General features: G+C 66.6%; 14 protein-coding genes. 4 read left to right on the forward strand and 10 right to left on the reverse strand.

Going from position 1 to position 16931, the window contains the following annotated elements:
* Positions 1 to 7: 7 nt before the first annotated feature.
* On the reverse strand, positions 8 to 1777 hold the full coding sequence (locus NG698_RS01145) for a phospho-sugar mutase (protein ID WP_252607838.1): 1770 nt from the start codon (positions 1775 to 1777) through the stop codon (positions 8 to 10).
* Between the two features lie 112 nt (positions 1778 to 1889).
* Between NG698_RS01145 and NG698_RS01150 the strand changes: the two genes are divergently transcribed.
* Complete coding sequence (locus NG698_RS01150; RefSeq protein ID WP_252601102.1) at positions 1890 to 2375, forward strand: RrF2 family transcriptional regulator; 486 nt, start codon at positions 1890 to 1892, stop codon at positions 2373 to 2375.
* Between the two features lie 77 nt (positions 2376 to 2452).
* On the opposite strand, the gene NG698_RS01155 is transcribed toward NG698_RS01150, so the two are convergent.
* On the reverse strand, positions 2453 to 3271 hold the full coding sequence (locus NG698_RS01155) for a purine-nucleoside phosphorylase (RefSeq protein WP_252607839.1): 819 nt from the start codon (positions 3269 to 3271) through the stop codon (positions 2453 to 2455).
* Between the two features lie 128 nt (positions 3272 to 3399).
* Between NG698_RS01155 and NG698_RS01160 the strand changes: the two genes are divergently transcribed.
* Together NG698_RS01160 and NG698_RS01165 are read left to right on the forward strand one after the other, a co-directional pair.
* Positions 3400 to 4815: an NAD(P)H-quinone dehydrogenase gene (locus NG698_RS01160; RefSeq protein WP_252601108.1), complete on the forward strand. Its 1416-nt coding sequence runs from the start codon at positions 3400 to 3402 to the stop codon at positions 4813 to 4815.
* A gap of 97 nt (positions 4816 to 4912) precedes the next feature.
* Positions 4913 to 5098 (forward strand): PspC domain-containing protein, encoded by a 186-nt coding sequence (locus tag NG698_RS01165; RefSeq protein ID WP_056348113.1) that lies wholly within the window; start codon positions 4913 to 4915, stop codon positions 5096 to 5098.
* 28 nt (positions 5099 to 5126) lie between these two features.
* On the opposite strand, the gene NG698_RS01170 is transcribed toward NG698_RS01165, so the two are convergent.
* The 4 genes from NG698_RS01170 to NG698_RS01185 all read right to left on the reverse strand — a co-directional run bounded on the left by NG698_RS01170 (position 5127) and on the right by NG698_RS01185 (position 11161).
* On the reverse strand, positions 5127 to 5822 hold the full coding sequence (locus tag NG698_RS01170) for a hypothetical protein (protein ID WP_252607840.1): 696 nt from the start codon (positions 5820 to 5822) through the stop codon (positions 5127 to 5129).
* Between the two features lie 80 nt (positions 5823 to 5902).
* Positions 5903 to 7465: an FAD-dependent oxidoreductase gene (locus tag NG698_RS01175; protein ID WP_252607841.1), complete on the reverse strand. Its 1563-nt coding sequence runs from the start codon at positions 7463 to 7465 to the stop codon at positions 5903 to 5905.
* On the reverse strand, positions 7462 to 9687 hold the full coding sequence (locus tag NG698_RS01180) for a molybdopterin oxidoreductase family protein (RefSeq protein ID WP_252607842.1): 2226 nt from the start codon (positions 9685 to 9687) through the stop codon (positions 7462 to 7464). The genes NG698_RS01175 and NG698_RS01180 overlap by 4 nt, the downstream gene beginning before the upstream one ends.
* Position 9688: 1 nt before the next feature.
* Positions 9689 to 11161 carry an MFS transporter gene (locus tag NG698_RS01185; RefSeq protein ID WP_252607843.1) on the reverse strand — a complete coding sequence of 491 codons (1473 nt, stop codon included), beginning with the start codon at positions 11159 to 11161 and terminating at the stop codon, positions 9689 to 9691.
* Between the two features lie 272 nt (positions 11162 to 11433).
* On the opposite strand from NG698_RS01185, the gene NG698_RS01190 reads away from it, so the two are divergent.
* A complete protein-coding gene (locus NG698_RS01190) occupies positions 11434 to 12846 on the forward strand; it encodes an MFS transporter (protein WP_252601121.1) in 1413 nt (470 codons plus the stop codon).
* 152 nt (positions 12847 to 12998) lie between these two features.
* Here the strand turns inward: NG698_RS01190 and NG698_RS01195 are convergent, their stop codons facing one another.
* The 4 genes from NG698_RS01195 to NG698_RS01210 form a co-directional block, all read right to left on the reverse strand.
* Positions 12999 to 13730 carry a glutamine amidotransferase gene (locus NG698_RS01195; RefSeq protein WP_252601124.1) on the reverse strand — a complete coding sequence of 244 codons (732 nt, stop codon included), beginning with the start codon at positions 13728 to 13730 and terminating at the stop codon, positions 12999 to 13001.
* A gap of 101 nt (positions 13731 to 13831) precedes the next feature.
* Complete coding sequence (locus NG698_RS01200; RefSeq protein WP_058929593.1) at positions 13832 to 14272, reverse strand: YybH family protein; 441 nt, start codon at positions 14270 to 14272, stop codon at positions 13832 to 13834.
* Positions 14273 to 14291: 19 nt separating this feature from the next.
* Positions 14292 to 16106 carry an acetyl/propionyl/methylcrotonyl-CoA carboxylase subunit alpha gene (locus tag NG698_RS01205; RefSeq protein ID WP_252607844.1) on the reverse strand — a complete coding sequence of 605 codons (1815 nt, stop codon included), beginning with the start codon at positions 16104 to 16106 and terminating at the stop codon, positions 14292 to 14294.
* Between the two features lie 129 nt (positions 16107 to 16235).
* The gene (locus NG698_RS01210) at positions 16236 to 16922 is read right to left on the reverse strand and encodes a Maf family protein (RefSeq protein ID WP_252601128.1); all 687 of its coding nucleotides are present in this window, start codon (positions 16920 to 16922) and stop codon (positions 16236 to 16238) included.
* Positions 16923 to 16931 lie beyond the last annotated feature (9 nt).

Here is a 16931-nt window from a genome sequence, read left to right on the forward strand (position 1 = left end):
CGACCCGTCAGAGCCCGATGGCCTCGCGGACATCGTCGACCACATTGTCCAGGGCAGTCCGGGCTGCCTGCCGGGCCTCCGGCAGCTCGGCCGCTGACTCAACTGGAAGGATGACTTCCAGGTAGCACTTGAGTTTGGGCTCGGTGCCGCTGGGCCGGATGATGACCCGGGTCTCGTCCCGGGTCAGATACAGCAGGCCATCGGTGGGCGGCAAGTGCTCGCTCCCTTCGGCCAGGTCCACAAAAGTTTCAACAGCGGACGAACCGAACGAATCGGGCGGGCTCACCCGGAGCCGGTTCATCATGGCGTCCAGCAGGCCCAGATCCGCCACCCGGATGCTCAGCTGGTCGCTGGCGTGCAGCCCGTGCTGAAGGTAAAGCTCGTCCAGGGTGTCGAAGATGGTTTTCCCGACCGCCTTGGCGGCGGCAGCCATCTCCGCGATGAGGACAGCGGCGGAGATCCCGTCCTTGTCCCGGACCAGTCCAGGTGCCACGCAATAGCCCAGGGCTTCCTCGTAGCCGTAGACCAGCCCGGGCACCCGGGAAATCCACTTGAACCCGGTCAGCGTTTCCTCATGCGCGTAGCCTGCCGCGGCAGCGATGCGGGAGAGCAGGCGCGAGGACACAATCGAATTGGCGAAGACGCCGGCCCCGTCACCACCGCCTGCTTCAACCGTACTGCCGGACGCTTCGTCAGCGCCAGCCGCCAGCCGGGCCACAATGTGTGCCCCCAGCAGCGCGCCCACTTCGTCGCCGCGCAGCATGCGCCACGCGCCGGTGTCCGGATCTTTCGCCGCCACTGCAGCGCGGTCCGCATCCGGATCGTTGGCCAGGACAATATCGGCGTCGACGCGGGCGGCGGTCTCCAGGGCCAGGTCCAGGGCGCCTGGTTCCTCCGGATTGGGAAAGTTCACCGTGGGAAAGTCGGGATCCGGCTCCGCCTGTTCGGCCACCAGGGTCACATCGGCAAAGCCGGCAGCATTCAGCACCGCCACGGCAGTCTCGCCGCCGACACCGTGCATGGGCGTCAGGACAATCCGCAGATCACGGGACGGGAAGCGGGCCGCATCGGCGAGTGCCGCCGTCGCGCGTTCATAATCCGCAGCCACCGACGAGTCCAGGACAGTCCAGCCGTCCGCCGCAAGGGTGATGGATTCCAGTGCGCCCACGGCATCGATCCGCGCGGCGATCCTGGCGTCGTAGGGCGCCACGATCTGCGCACCGCGGCCGCTGTCCTCCACGGCATGGCGGCCCAGGTACACCTTGTAGCCGTTGTCCTGCGGGGGATTGTGGCTGGCCGTCACCATCGCACCGCCGTCGCAATCGAGGGCCCGCACAGCGAAAGCGAGCAGCGGGGTGGGCAGCGCAGACGGCATCAGAAACGTTTCGATCCCGGCGGCCGTAAAGATGGCCGCTGTTTCCTCGGCGAAGATGTCGGAGTTATAGCGGGCGTCATAGCCGACGACGGCGCGTGGCCGGGTCCCGGGGGCGGCTTCACCCACCGCCTCAACCAGGAAGTCGGCGAGGCCGGTGGCGGCACGGCGCACCACCACGCGGTTCATCCGGTTCGGCCCGGCGCCGAGGGCGGCGCGGAGGCCTGCGGTGCCGAACTGCAGGGTGCCGCTGAAGCTGTCGGCCAGCTCCTGTGACGCTGCGGGGGAGCCCTCCTCCGCGAGTTGCAGCAGCTCGGTGAGCTCTGCGGCTGTGGCGGGATCCGGATCTTTGGCCGCCCATTCGCGGGCTTGGCTGAACAAGGAAGCGGCATCGGAGGACGTCATGCGGTCAACGCTATCGTCATTGGTTCAGGAACTGTGCCTGAACACTCGCCTGTGACAGCGGAAAGCAGCGAAATCCTTGCAGGAAATTTTCTGGACAAGTAATGTCGCGAATATGAAACTGGGGCAGGGCGTTGAATGGGGGCTGCATAGCTGCGTCAACATGTCCTGGACCGCGCCGGGGGAGGCTGTCAGCAGTGCACGGCTGGCAGAGTTCTACAAGCTTCCCGCCGCGTACCTGAACAAACAGCTCCAAGCGCTGGTGCGGGCCGGGATCCTGACCTCGGTATCCGGCCCGCGGGGCGGATTCTCGCTGGCCAGGCGTCCGGAGCGGATTTCCGTCCTTGACGTGGTCCTGGCCATCGAAGGAAATGACCATGCCTTCCGGTGCGAAGGCATCGCCAAGGACGCCCCGGGCGGGAGCATGGACGCCGACTACGCGCGCACCTGCCTTATTTCGCAGACCATGCGCCACGCCGAAGTCACCTGGCGGACTGAGCTGTCCCGGCAGAGCATTGCCGGGATCGCCCAGTCCATCGAGCGCCGGTTTCCCGAGGCCCGGGAGTCCACCGTCCTGCAGCTCGTCGGTCCGCGAACCTGACCAGCCCTACAGCAACGGGGGGTCACTAGACGCCCATGGGAAAGCCTCCATTGGGCGCTTAGTGACCCCGCGTTGTCCTAAAGCTTGGCTATGATCCCAGCCAGCAGTTTGGAAATCCGCGGTCCGGCGGCCTGGCCGGACCCGATGACTTCCTGGTGGCTGAGAGGCATGGCACTGATGCCGGCTGCGAGGTTGGTGACCAGCGAAATTCCGAACACTTCCATGCCTGCGTGCCGGCCGGCGATCGCTTCCAATGCGGTGGACATGCCCACCAGGTCCGCGCCGATCCGCTTGGCGTACTGGACTTCGGCCGGCGTTTCGTAATGCGGTCCGCTGAACTGGGCATAGACGCCTTCCTCCAGCGAGGAGTCCACTTCACGGGCGAGGGCACGGATGCGCGAGCTGTACAGATCCGTCAGATCAACGAACGTTGCGCCTTCAAGCGGGGACGTGGCGGTGAGGTTGATGTGATCTTTGATGAGCACCGGGGTGCCGGGCGTCCAGCTTTCGTTCAGCCCTCCGCAGCCGTTGGTGAGGACCAGTGTCTTGCAGCCGGCAGCGGCCGCGGTGCGGATGCCGTGGACCACGGCGCGGACGCCTTTGCCCTCGTAGTAGTGCGTCCGTGCACCCAGGACCAGCGCGCGTTTGCCCTCTTTGGTAAGGACCGAGCGGATGGTGCCCACATGTCCTTCCACGGCCGGGGCGTGGAAGCCCGGGACAGTGTCGGCGGTCAGGGTGGCCGTGGTCTCGCCGATGAGGTCGGCGGCTTCAGCCCAGCCTGAGCCCAGGACGAGCGCGACGTCGTGATTGTCCACCCCGGTCTCCTGCGCGATGTACTCAGCGGCGGAGCGCGCGGCGGCGAAAGGGTCCGTGTTCTGGAAGTCTGTATTACTCACTGGTACAAGTTATCGTGCCGGTGCCGCTGTGCACAGTGGCAACAGCGTCGCGCCGGGCCGCAGACGGCACCGTGACGGGCCACTCTTTTATTGGTGGTCCCTGCGCAGATGCGCGAGAATGGTTGATTGTGACTACGCACCCTGATTTCAGCTCCCCCCGGATCGCAATCCTCGGAGGTGGCCCCGGCGGCTACGAAGCCGCTATGGTCGCTGCCTCGCTGGGAGCGCAGGTCACCATCATCGAACGCGCGGGCATGGGCGGCTCGGCCGTGCTGACCGACGTCGTGCCTTCCAAGACCCTGATCGCGACGGCGGATCTGATGACCCGCGTCGGTGAGGCGGGCGAGCTGGGAGTGAAGTTCGACGTCGACGGTGGCGACTTTGTGCCGGCGATGCGCGCCGACCTCAAACACATTAACGACCGCCTGCTGGGCCTTGCCCGCCAACAGTCCACCGACATCTCCACTGGGCTGGAGCACCAGAACGTACGCATCCTGCTGGGTTCGGGCAAGCTCCTGGACAACCACACCATCGAGGTCCTGACCGCTGACGGCACCGAAATCGTGGAAGCGGACACCATTCTGCTGGCCGTCGGCGCGCACCCCCGCGAGCTGCCCACCGCGCGGCCGGACGGGGAACGCATCCTGAACTGGGCGCAGATCTACAACCTTGACGAGCTTCCCGAGGAACTGATTGTGGTGGGTTCCGGTGTGACCGGTGCCGAGTTCGCCTCCGCCTACAACGGCCTGGGCTCCAAAGTCACCCTGATCTCCAGCCGCGACCGGGTGCTCCCCGGTTCGGACACCGACGCCGCGGAGGTGCTGGAGGAAGTCTTCGAGCGCCGCGGTGTGCGCGTCCTGTCCCGCGCCCGTGCCGAAACCGTCGAGCGGACCGACGACGGCGTGGTGGTCACCCTCGGTGACGGATCGAAAGTCACCGGCAGCCACTGCCTGGTCTGCGTGGGTTCCATCCCGAACACCGCCGGCATAGGCCTTGAAGAGGCCGGCGTGGCCCTCACCGAGAGCGGCCATATAAAGGTCGACGGCGTCTCCCGCACCACGGCGCCGAACATCTACGCCGCGGGCGACTGCACCGGCGTGCTGGCTTTGGCCTCGGTGGCCGCAATGCAGGGCCGGATCGCGATCGCCCATTTCCTGGGCGACAGCGTTATGCCGCTCAAGCTTCACCAGGTGGCGTCCAACATCTTCACCTCACCCGAGATCGCGAATGTGGGGGTCTCCGAGGCCGAGATCCAGTCCGGCAAATACCAGGGCGACATCGTCAAACTCTCGCTCAAGAGCAATGCCCGCGCCAAAATGCGCAACCACAAGGACGGCTTCGTCAAGATCTTCGCGCGTAAGGGCTCCGGCACCGTGATTGGCGGTGTTGTGGTGGGGCCGAACGCTTCCGAGCTGATCTTCGCCATTTCCCTTGCAGTCACCCAGAAGCTCCACGTCGACGACGTCGCCAACACCTTTACCGTCTACCCGTCGCTGAGCGGGTCCATCTCCGAAGCGGCCCGGCGCCTGCACGTCCACATGTAGCAGGTCCCGCTGGTGGTCGAGCCCCGGTGGTTGAGCTTGTCGAAACCCGAGGGACTCGGCAGTCTCTATCGCTGGCATTCTCCGGTAGCGTGGCCGCATGACTACAGCACTGGAGCGGCCACGCCGCGGAAAAATCATCGGCGGCGTATGCGCCGCCCTTTCAGCCCGATTCGGGATCCCTAAGTTCCTGGTCAGGCTCGGCTTTGTGATCTTTGGCTTGGTGGGGATAGGCGAGCTGGTCTACATCGCGCTGTGGATCATGATTCCGAAGGCTCCGGCCTAAAGACCGCCCGGATTCCCGGCCTCGACGCCTAGGCCAGGGCGTAGGGCGGCACGGTGCTGCCGGAAGTAAAGGGGGTGAACCAGCCCTCGATACGCTGCTTCCCGGCGTCTATTTCCGGGATGTCGGGGCTGTCCGAGTAGAGGGCTGGACTCTCCGCCTCCTCCAACAGGACTTCCTCGACCTGAGCACGCCAGTCTTTCGGGAGGTCGAGTTCATAGATGTCCTCGGTGATTTCCGCCTGATCGAGCAGGCAGTGGACGGCGAGCTCTGCTGCGAGGCATCCGGGGGCTGTCCAGCCGCGGACCAGCGATGCCGTCACATCGGAAGCGACCACGAGGAACTTCCGGGTAAACGTCGCGTCGTAGCTGGTGGCGAACTGAGGCGGCAGCGAGGACAGCACAGCGGAACCGGCGACGTCGGACGAAGTGACGGCATCCAGTGCGGTCATGGTCCCGAGATCGCGGAAGAGCTGGTCCACAAGCAGGCCCGACGAGTTCCACAGAAGGCCTGCCAGCAGGAGTGTCTGGCTCACAGCGGTTTTCCGGTCTTCCGGCGAGACAGCCGCCATTTCGTCCAGGTCTTCCGGCTCGAACTGCAGCCTCTGTTCCGGCGTCAAGTCATCCGGGTGCGGATCAAGGCCCAAGAGTTCCAGGCTCAGTCCGGTCAGCTTCCCGGCGTCGGCCAGCAGTTCTTCGGTGATGTCGTCTTCTTCGTCGGCATTCATGGCCCCGATGCTACCTGCCATCCGTTCCGGGTCCGATTCCGTGACGCGCACACGTCCGGGCTTCCTGGCTTCAGGACAAGTCAGGCGGCGGGAGCCGCCTGGAAGTGTTTTTCGATGAGCCCCTTGATGTCCTCGTGGCAGCCGCCGCAGCCGGTGCCGGCGCGGGTCGCCTTGGACACCTCGGCCACGGTGGAGCAGCCATCCGCCACGGCACCCTGGATCTTGGTGCCGCTGACTCCGGCGCAGCGGCACACGGTTCCTTCCGGATCGGCGGGACCGGACGCGGCCAGCTGGTCCGGGCCATCGAGCCGGAGCAGCAGTGACCTGTCGGCCGGCAGTTCGGCACCGCGTTCGAACAGTCCCACGAGCTCGGCGGCGGTCCGCGGCATACCCACGGCCACCAGGCCTTCCAGCACTCCACCGCGGGTGGTCATCTTCACGTAGCGGCCGTGTTCGGGATCGGCCCACTGGGCGATCTGAAGGCGCTGCCGGCCGTTCACGGCGCCGGCGGTGAGAACGTCTTCATCCCACGGTTCGGCACCGTTGTCGCCGGCCACAGCCATGTTCATTCCACGTGCCTTCAGCACAATCACGCCGGCCTGTTCCTGGGGCAGCTCCTGCAGCGCGTCGGCCTCTTCCTGCGTGCCGTTAGCCAGCAGCGTCAGGTATTCGGCCAGCCATTCGGCCTGCCGCCATCCGGGTCCCACCAGACCGGACGGGCCTTTGGCGGTGCGGCACTCGTTGCAGGCCGGATCCGGGCAACGGACCTCGGCGCAGTCGCCGATCGCGAAGATGTGCGGCTCGTGGTGGGCACGGAGCCGGTGGTCCACCAGGATGCCAGCACCAACGGACAGGCCGCAGCCTTCGGCCAGCTCGGTCCGGGGACGGACGCCGCAGGAGAGGACCAGGAGGTCGCCGTCGATCGCCGAACCGTCATTGAGCAGCAGTGCCGAGAATCCGCCGTCGGGCGCGTTGTGCTCCACCCCGGTGGACCGGGCGTTGCCGGCCATCCGCACGCCGCACCGGCGCAGGCTGGCCGCGAGGACCGCGCCGCCGCCCCGGTCGATGTTGCGTCCCAGCGGGTGCGGCCCGTTGTGCACCACCGTAACCGTGGCGCCTTCCTCGGCAGCCGCGAGGGCTGTCTCGAGGCCCAGGACGCCGCCGCCCAGCACCACAACTCGCTTGCCGCCGTCGACCGCTGCGCGCAAAACCGAAGCGTCGCGGAGATCCCGGAGCGCGGTGACGCCCGCAGGGAGGACGGGGGAAGCCGGATCCGGGTTGATGCCGGTCAGGTTGGGGATGACGGGCCGGGAACCCGTGGCGAAGACCAACCGCTCATAGTGGGCGGAGGTCCCGTCTGTAAGGATCACCTGCTGTCGGGCCCGGTCCACGCGGCGGACCCGCACGCCGAGCCGGACGTCCACACCGTCGGCGGCCAGGGCTGCGGCGTCGGAGAGGGCCAGGGCATCGGCGGTGGTGCGTCCGACGCCGAGGTCGGCCACCAGTACACGGTTGTACGCGGCCTCGGCTTCTTCGCCCACGACTGTGAGGCTGACGTGCCCGTCGCGGACCGCGGGCAGCAGTTCATCGATCAGGCGGGCAGCCACGGGGCCGAAACCAACAATGACAATCTGCTCACTCATGAGGCCTCCGATGTCTGAAGAACACTGTTCTGAAGTCCGGTTGCGACCGCCCGGACCCACACCTTGTTGAACTTGAATTCGGGCATCCCGGAGATGGGATCCGTTGCCGCCTCGGTGAGGCGGTTGGCGCTTTCGAGTTCCGGGAAATGGAACGGCAGGAAGATTGTCTCGGGCCGGATCGCGGTGCTGAGTTCCGCCCTGCAGAACACCTCGCCGCGTTCATTGGCCACCGAGACAAAGGCGCCTTCGGTGATGCCCATGGCGGCCGCCGCGGCGGGGTGGATCTGCATTTTCGCTTCGGGCTGGGTGGCCAGCAGCTCGGACACCCGCCGGGTCTGCGTCCCGGACTGGTAGTGCTCCAGGAGGCGGCCGGTGATGAGGGTCATGGTTTTCGCGCCCGGGTCCGGGTTGGGGGCCGGCGTACGACGACGCCGGGGCGTCACCGGGGTCATGACCGCCTTGCCGCCGGAGTGGGCAAACGTGTCCAGGAACAGCCGGGGCGTGCCGGTGCTCCCCACGGGGTACGGCCAGTAGGCGGCTTCGCCGCGGTCCAGCATCGCGTAGTCGATGCCGGAGTAGTCGGCGTGCCCGCCGGCGGAGGCCAGCCGCAGTTCCTCAAAGACTGTTTCCGGATCTTCGCTGTACGTGGACGGGGCCTCGAGCGCTTCTGCCAGCCGGGCCATGATCCACAGTTCGCTGCGTGCGCCGGCCGGCGGCTGCAGGGCCTGGCGGCGGCGGAGGACGCGCCCCTCGAGGTTGGTGAGCGTGCCCTCCTCCTCGGCCCACTGCAGGACCGGGAGGATGAGGTCGGCTTCGGCGGCGGTCTCGGACATAAAGAAGTCGCAGACCACCAGGAAGTCCAGGCTGCGGAGCCCGGCGATGACGGCGTTTGCATCGGGGGAGGCCACCGCGATGTTGGAGGCGTGCACAAAAAGGCACCGGACGCCGTCGGGCTGTCCCAGCGACTTCAGCAACTGGACGGCGGGCAATCCCGGCCCAGGAATGGTTTCCTCCGGGACGCCCCAGACGCCGGCCATGTGGGCGCGGGCGGCGGGGTCGGTGATCTTCCGGTAGCCGGGGAGCTGGTCGGCCTTCTGGCCGTGCTCGCGGCCGCCCTGGCCGTTGCCCTGGCCGGTGAGGGTGCCGTAGCCGCTGCGCCGTGAGCCGGGCAGGCCCAGGAGGAGGCTGAGGTTGATCGCGGCGGTGGCGGTGTCCGTGCCGTCCACGTGCTGCTCCACACCGCGTCCGGTAAGGATGTAGCTGCCGCCCTTGCCCGCACCGTCGGCGAGCCTGCGGGCGGTTTCCCGGATGAGCTCCGCCGGGACGCCGGTGAGGGACTGGACGCGTTCGGGCCAGAACGAGTTGACGCTGCGGACCACGGCCTCGTAGCCGGTGGTGCGTGCCGCGATGAAGTCGTCATCTGCCAGGCCTTCGTGGATGATCACGTGCGAGAGGCCCAGCAGGAGGGTGAGGTCGGTGCCCGGCAGGGGCTGGAGGTGAAGGCCGCCGCCGTCGGATGTGAACTTTGCCGTGGCTGAACGGCGCGGATCCACCACGATCAGCCCGCCGGCGTCGCGGGCTCCCTGGAGGTGCTGCACAAACGGCGGCATGGTTTCTGCCACGTTGGAGCCGAGCATCATGATGGTGCTGGCCGAGTCCAGGTCTGCCAGCGGAAACGGGAGGCCGCGGTCCAGGCCGAAGGCGCGCATCCCGGCGGCCGCGGCGGAGGACATGCAGAAGCGGCCGTTGTAGTCGATGCGTGAGGTGCCAAGGGCCACGCGGGCAAACTTGCCCAGCATGTAGGCCTTCTCGTTAGTGAGGCCACCGCCGCCGAAAACCCCGACGGCGTCCTTTCCGTAGCGTGCCTGTGTGTCCTTCACGGCGGTGGTGACCAGCGCCAGGGCCTGGTCCCAGCCGATGGGGCGATGGACGCCGTCGGCGCCCTTGAGCAGGGGTTCGGTGACCCGTCCGGGGTGGTTGAGGAGCGTGGCTGAGGTCCAGCCCTTGCGGCAGAGGCCGCCCCGGTTGGTGGGGAAGTCCCGGCCGCTCACTTCGAGGAGGGGGGCCTTCAGGGTGGCGTCCGCAGCGGCCAGCGCTGCGGATTCAGCCGGCACGGGGACTGACCCCGGCTTGGAAGCCGGGGTCAGTCCCGCTGGTGACGTGAGCGTCATGGCGCACTGCAGGGCGCAGTAAGGGCAGTGCGTGTCGGCGCTTTTGGTCATGTTAGACGTGTCCCATCGCATTTCGGTTGGCGTTGCGGATGTAGCAGAACCAGCAGACCGCCAGCATTACTGCATAGGCTCCGACGAATCCGTAGAAGGCCGGGGTGTAGGAACCGCTGGCCGTGTTGGAGGCGTTCAGGACCTGCGGGATGACGAAGCCGCCGTAGGCGCCGATGGCCGAGATCAGTCCGAGGGCCGATGACGCCAGCCGCTGGGTTTCAACAGTGCTGGCACCGGACTTCGCAGCCCGGCTGGACGTTGCGAAGATGATGGGGATCATCCGGTAGGTTGCGCCGTTGCCGAAGCCGCTGGCCGTGAAGAGCATCAGGAAGAGGATGAGGAACAGCCAGAAGTTCTTCAGCGGCAGGGTCCAGATCATGGTCAGGGTGATGACGGCCATGGCGGCGAATGCTGCCACGGTCATCCGGGCCCCGCCCATGCGGTCAGCCATGCGTCCGCCGTAGGGGCGGGCGAGTGAACCGACCAGCGGGCCGAGGAAGGCCAGCGAGAGTGCCACGGTGCCGACTCCGATGGAGGAGAACGCCGGGAAGTAGTCCTTGATGAGCTTGGGGAACACGCCGGCGAAGCCGATGAACGAACCGAAGGTGCCGATGTACAGCAGTGCCATGATCCACAGGTGCGGTTCCTTCAGTGCCGCGACCGAGCCGGCCACGTCACCCTTGGCACTGGTGAGGTTGTCCATGTACTTCCAGGCACCGAAGGCGGCGATCAGGATGAAGGGGATCCACATCCAGCCGGCCATCGGCAGGTTGACGCTGCCGACGGCGAGCAGGGTGATCGCAATCGGGACGGCGAGCTGCGCGACGGCAGCGCCCATGTTGCCGCCGGCGGCGTTCAGGCCAAGGGCCCAGCCCTTCTCCCGTGCCGGGTAGAAGAACGTGATGTTGGCCATGGAGCTGGCGAAGTTGCCGCCGCCGAAGCCAGCAAGTGCTGCCACGAGCAGCATGACACCGAACGGGGTTTCCGGATTGGAGACGCAAAGTCCCAGTCCGACGGCGGGAATCAGGAGCAGGAGCGCGGACACGATGGTCCAGTTCCGGCCGCCGAAGCGGGGAACCATAAAGGTGTAGGGGATCCGGAGGGTGGCGCCTACCAGGCTCGGCATGGAGATCAGCCAGAAGATTTCCGAGGTGGTGAACGTGAAGCCGGCTGCCGGCAGCTGGACCACCACGATGGACCAGAGCTGCCAGACCACAAAGCCGAGGAACTCGGCGAAGATGGACCAGTTCAGGTTGCGGCGGGCGATGGCCCGGCCGGCGGACTCCCACTGCTCTTTGTTCTCGGCGTTCCAGTTGGCGATCCAGCGGCCAGGGCGGAATTCAAGGGCGGGGGCGTCGGTTGTACGGGTGGAGGGCTGCGCGCTGGCGGATGAGGACACGCCTCCGTGCAGCGGGTCGGTGTCTATATCTACGGAATTGCCGGTGCCGGCATCTGCGTTGCGGTCAACAGTCACGGTGGACCTCCTCATGGGGGATGTTGTTCTTCCACGGTAGAGAACGCGCGTTTCGTGGACAGTCGCGGTATGTTAACGCGCTGTGACATTTGCCTATCGGCAGCCGGCCCGCAGCGTGAGGGAGTGTTAACGGACCGAAGGATGAGACATGTGCCACTAGTCCACATGATGGACCTTTTGTCCATTGACTGGACGGCTGGAACTAGTATCGAACTCTAACTACTGTGCGCCGGGTCTCACCAGGCCCGGCCGGTTCTCAGGAAAGTGTTCATATGTCATCTACGCAAACCACCGCGGAGCAAGGATCCCCCAAGGCGGTGAACTCACGCGGCCGCGTGATTGTGGCCAGCCTGATCGGCACCACCGTTGAGTTCTACGATTTCTACGTCTACGCCACCGCCGCCGTGCTGGTCTTCCCGGCGCTGTTCTTCCCCAACCAGAACGAGACCACCCAGCTGCTCAGCTCCTTCGCTGTCTTCGGGGTGGCCTTCGTGGCCCGCCCGCTGGGATCCATCGTCTTTGGCCACTTCGGCGACAAGTTCGGCCGCAAGGGCACCCTGGTGGCCTCGCTGCTGACCATGGGCATTGCCACCTTCCTGATCGGCTGCCTGCCCACTGCGCTGGTCCCGGGCTGGCAATTCTGGGCTCCGGCACTGCTCGTTGTTATGCGCTTCGCCCAGGGCCTCGCCCTCGGCGGCGAATGGAGCGGCGCGGCCCTGCTGGCCACCGAAAACGCCCCGGCCAACAAGCGCGCCATCTACGGCACGTTCCCGCAGCTCGGTGCACCCATCGGCTTCATCATCGCCAACGTGATCTTCCTGGTGGCCAGCTATACACTGACACCGGCCGACTTCCTGGCCTGGGGCTGGCGCGTGCCGTTCCTGCTCAGCGCCGTCATGGTGATCATCGGCCTGTACGTCCGCCTCAAGCTGATCGAAACGCCTGCCTTCACCAAGGTGCTCGAATCCAATGAGGTGGCCAAGCTGCCGCTGGCCCGGGTCTTCAAGACCAGCTGGCGTCCGCTCATCCTGGGCACGTTCATCATGCTCGCCACGTACGTGCTCTTCTACCTGATGACCACGTTCACGCTGACCTACGGCACCCGTGCCTCCAACGTGGATGCCGCCAGGGCTGCGGCCGAGAAGGCCGGCAAGCCGATGTCCGAGGCCGCCGCGGCAGCATTTGTTCCCGGCCTGGGCTTCACCCGCAACGACTTCCTCTGGATGCTGATTGCCGGCGTTGTCTTCTTCGGCATCTTCACCCTGGTTTCCGGACCGCTGGCGGAGAAATACGGCCGCCGCAAGATGCTGCTGTCCGTCACCGGCGGCATCTTCGTTTTCGGCCTCCTGTTCGTCCCGCTGTTCAGCGGCGGCTTCGTGGGCACCATGGCCCTGTTGGTCATCGGCTTCTCCCTGATGGGCCTCACGTTCGGCCCCATGGGTGCGCTGCTGCCGGAACTGTTCCCCACCAATGTGCGCTACACGGGATCCGCCGTCAGTTACAACGTGTCCAGCATCCTGGGTGCTGCCGTGGCTCCGTTCATCGCCGTCGCGCTCTGGGAGCTGGCCGACGGCAGCCCGGTCCTGGTGGGTGTCTACCTGACCGCGATGTCGGTGCTGACGCTGATTGCGCTGTTCGTGAGCAAGGAAACCCGCGACCTGGACTACGAGAACAACGTAGCCTGAGGCCCCGCCGTCGGGCGTTCCAGCCCGGTTGCTGACAGAAATGCCCGGCGTGTTCCCCGTTATTGCGGGGAGCGTGCCGGGCCTTGCTGTGTCCGGACGGGACCAACCGCGGAGGAACGCACGGCGGCGGCGCTCGCCACCCGTCCGCAGGCTCAGTTGGCGTAGCGGTCCACGAAGTTGCGGAGGATCTTCATGGGCTCGGTGGCGGTGTACGTCCGCGCGTCCGCCATGAGTTCCTCGGCGGACTCCGGCGGGAAGTAGCCGGCGTGGCGGTAGATGTCGATCCGGGTCACCAGGCCCTCCGCGTCCAGCTCAGGGTGGAACTGCGTGGCGTACAGGTTCTGCTTGATGCGGAACATGTGGACGGGGCAGGCCTGGGAGGATGCCAGCAGCACCGCGTGGGAGGGCAATCTGGTGCAAGCCTCCTTGTGCCCGGTGAAGGCGGTGAAACGCCGTGGCATCCCGTACAGGAGCGGATCCGTGAGCCCCGCCTCCGTCAGCTCGATTTCCACCCCGCCCAGCTGTTCGCCGAAGGTCCTGTCGATCAGGGCGCCCTGGTGCCTGCCCAGAGTCCCCACCCCGTAGCATGCGCCCAGGAATGGAAAGTCCTGGGCCACGATCCGGTCCAGCAGCCCGGCCAGTTCCCGCTCCACCCGGTGCTGGGTTTCGCTCTTGTGGTCTGCCGGATCGCTGGACGTGAAGGGACTGCCGCCCACAATCACCGCCGAGTAATCGTTCAGGTCCAGTTGCGGCAGGGGAGCGGCCTCAAGCCGGACACGCCTCAGCTGCGAAGGGGTCAGCCCGCCATACGTCAGGTACGCCTCATACTCTTCCTCGGCGGCGGCGTCTTCAGCCCGGGTGGCAAGGAGGAGGAAAGGCTTCACACGCTAAGTGTGCCTTTCGCCCCAGCTCAACGCCAGAGGACGCAGCGCCAGCCTGCGGTTGGCGCCGGAGCACAGCCCCGGCGCCGTAGGCACGACTGCTGTCAGTGGCTGGCAGGCTGCGCGAAGGATCGCCGGGACTGCGGCTGCGCGGCCGGGTCTGCGTGGCGGTGGACCAGCTTCCAGTAGCCTTCTTCGCGCCGGAAGATGCTGGTCACACGGAGCGCGAATTCCTCTGGCGCTGCGGCGCTCTCCAGCCGGGCACGGAAGTGTTCCGTTTCCACCAGGTAGGCCGTGTCGCGTGCGGTGTAGGACGTGATGGTGTCGAACCCGAGCATCTCGCCGTCCTGGAACTGCCGGGATGCCTGGTCCAGCCGGGCCTCCACCTGGGCCCAGCCACGTGCGATGCCGCCGAACGGGTTGGCCAGCGTGACGTCGTCGAGCCTGGAATACAGGTCCTTGACGGCACCGGGATTCCCGCGGGTGATTTCCGGAACCGCCAGGTGGTAGCGGTCTACTTCTTCTTCAAAACTGGGTGCGAGCATGGGGTGCCTCCGGCAGGGTCTAGTCTTCGATCGTGGCGATGACGGCGCCGGCCGAAACCGTCTCACCGGCCACTGCGCTGAGTCCGGTGATGATGCCGGAACGGTGCGCGGTCAGGGGCTGTTCCATCTTCATCGCTTCGAGAACCACCACCAGGTCACCCTCGGACACAACGTCGCCGTTGGCCACGGCAACCTTGACGATGGTGCCCTGCATCGGGGAGGTCAGCGCGTCGCCGCCGGCGGCCGCAGCCGCTCCGCCTGAACGGAGGCGTTTCTTGGATTTGTTGGACTTCGCGCCGGCGGCGGAACCCACCCCGATCGAACCAAGGGAGGCCGGCAGGACAACCTCGAGGCGCTTGCCCCCCACTTCAACCACCACGCGCTGGCGTTCACCGGCGTCGCCACTGGCTTCAGCGGCTCCGTCCGGCGTCCAGGCGGGAATGTTGTTGACGAATTCGGTTTCAATCCAGCGGGTGTGGATGCTGAAAGGCCCTTCCGCGGGCGCAAAAGCCGGGTCCGAAACTACGGCGAGGTCGAACGGGATAACAGTGGGGATGCCCCCCACCACCATTTCCTCCAAGGCGCGCCGCGAACGCTGCAGGGCCTGGGCGCGGGTGGCGCCGGTGACGATCAGCTTGGAGAGCATCGAGTCGAAGTTGCCGCTGATGACATCGCCCTCCTCCACGCCGGAGTCGATCCGGATGCCGGGGCCTGTGGGGTTCTTCAGGGTGGTGATGGTGCCGGGGGCGGGCATGAAGTTGCGGCCCGGGTCCTCGCCGGTGATGCGGAATTCGAACGAGTGGCCGCGGACCTCGGGGTCGCCGTAGCCGAGCTCCTCGCCGCGCGCCAGCCGGAACTGTTCGCGGACCAGGTCGATCCCCGTGACCTCTTCGGAGACGCAGTGCTCCACCTGGAGGCGGGTGTTGACCTCGAGGAAGGATATGGTGCCGTCCTGGCCCACCAGGAACTCGCAGGTTCCGGCGCCGAGGTAACCGGCTTCCTTCAGGATCGCCTTGGAGGATTCGTAGAGGCGGCGGTTCTGCTCTTCGGTGAGGAACGGGGCAGGTGCTTCTTCAACGAGCTTCTGGTTGCGGCGCTGCAGCGAGCAGTCACGCGTGGAGATGACCACGACGTTGCCGTGGGCGTCCGCGAGGCACTGCGTTTCGACGTGGCGAGGGGCGTCCAGGAAGCGTTCGATGAAGCACTCGCCGCGGCCGAAGGCTGCAGTGGCCTCACGGACGGCAGACTCGAAGAGCTCCGGGATTTCTTCGCGGGTGCGGGCCACCTTGATGCCGCGGCCGCCGCCGCCGAAGGCTGCCTTAATGGCCACGGGCAGGCCGAACTTGTCCACGAACTCGAGGATTTCCTCGGCGGACTGCACAGGATCGGCGGTGCCGGGGACCTGGGGTGCGCCCACTTTCTCCGCGATGTGGCGGGCCTGCACCTTGTCGCCGAGGGCCGAGATGGCCTCGGGGGACGGGCCGATCCAGGTGATGCCGGCCGCGATGACCTTGGTGGCGAACTCGGCGTTTTCGGCGAGGAAGCCATAACCGGGATGGATGCCGTCGGCACCGGACTGGCGGGCAACGTCAATGATCTTGTCCATCACCAGGTAGGACTCCGCGGCGGTGTTGCCACCGAGGGAGTAGGCCTCGTCGGCCAGCCTGACATGGAGCGCGTCGCGGTCCGGATCGGCGTAGACAGCCACGGAGGCAATGCCCTCGTCGCGAGCCGCGCGGATGATGCGCACTGCGATTTCGCCTCGGTTTGCGATCAGCACCTTGGTGAGGTTCGATTGCACGGGACTAGCGGACTGCTCCAAATTTGCTGACAAGGCGTCTCCTTCTTTCCTTCAGGGAGCCTAGCGCGATTTTGTGGGTTCCGCCGATATTACTTGCGGTTTCCGCGTGTAAACGGGCGCAGCTTTGTAGGGAACCTACAATTGGTCGGAAAATCGCCGCAATTATTCGGCGGACCACAGGTCCGTGATGCGTACGTTTGCGTGCCCGAGGAGACCGCGCAGCGTGGAGACTGACAGCCCGACGACGGCGTGCGGGTCCCCGTCCACCTTCCGGATGAACGCCCCGCCCAGGCCGTCTATGGTGAAAGAGCCGGCGCAGTGCAGCGGTTCGCCCGTGGCGATGTACGCGTCGATCTCTTCCGGATCCATCTCCGTGAAGTGGACCTCGGCGGAGGCGACCGCCCCGAGCGTGGCGCCGGATCCCGGTGCCGGGCTGCCGCCGTCGGCCGCTGCGTCGGTGCCTATCTCGGCGGGCTCGTCATCGGCTGCCGTCGCGCGGCAGTCCACCAGCCAGTGCCCGGTGTGCAGGACACCGCTGTTGCCGCTCATCCGCAGCATCCGTTCGCGGGCGACGGCGGCCGTGTACGGTTTGCCGTGCGCCTCGCCGTCGAACTCGAAGACGGAGTCGCAGCCGATGACCAGCGCGCCCTCCGCTTCCGGCAACGCGGCTACCGCCTCGGCCTTGGCGCGGGCCAGCAGCAGCGCGGTATCGTGCGGATCCGTGACGCCGTAGCGCGCCTGGACCGCGTCCTCGTCCACGTCGGAGACCAGCACGGAGTGCCGGATACCGGCGTCGGCCAGGAGCTTGGTGCGGGCGGGGGACTGGGAGGCGAGGATGAGGCGGGTCACCGCTTTAGC

It is taken from the genome of Pseudarthrobacter raffinosi (genome assembly GCF_023913735.1).
Classification (GTDB): Bacteria; Actinomycetota; Actinomycetes; order Actinomycetales; family Micrococcaceae; genus Arthrobacter; species Arthrobacter raffinosi.

Bases quoted from the DNA above. Each gene is read 5' to 3' on its own strand.
- NG698_RS01145 (WP_252607838.1), bottom strand. From the start codon at position 1,777: ATGACGTCCTCCGATGCCGCTTCCTTGTTCAGCCAAGCCCGCGAATGG.
- NG698_RS01180 (WP_252607842.1), bottom strand. From the start codon at position 9,687: ATGACCAAAAGCGCCGACACGCACTGCCCTTACTGCGCCCTGCAGTGC.
- NG698_RS01200 (WP_058929593.1), bottom strand. From the start codon at position 14,272: ATGCTCGCACCCAGTTTTGAAGAAGAAGTAGACCGCTACCACCTGGCG.
- NG698_RS01170 (WP_252607840.1), bottom strand. From the start codon at position 5,822: ATGAATGCCGACGAAGAAGACGACATCACCGAAGAACTGCTGGCCGAC.
- NG698_RS01175 (WP_252607841.1), bottom strand. From the start codon at position 7,465: ATGAGTGAGCAGATTGTCATTGTTGGTTTCGGCCCCGTGGCTGCCCGC.
- NG698_RS01150 (WP_252601102.1), top strand. From the start codon at position 1,890: ATGAAACTGGGGCAGGGCGTTGAATGGGGGCTGCATAGCTGCGTCAAC.
- NG698_RS01165 (WP_056348113.1), top strand. From the start codon at position 4,913: ATGACTACAGCACTGGAGCGGCCACGCCGCGGAAAAATCATCGGCGGC.
- NG698_RS01190 (WP_252601121.1), top strand. From the start codon at position 11,434: ATGTCATCTACGCAAACCACCGCGGAGCAAGGATCCCCCAAGGCGGTG.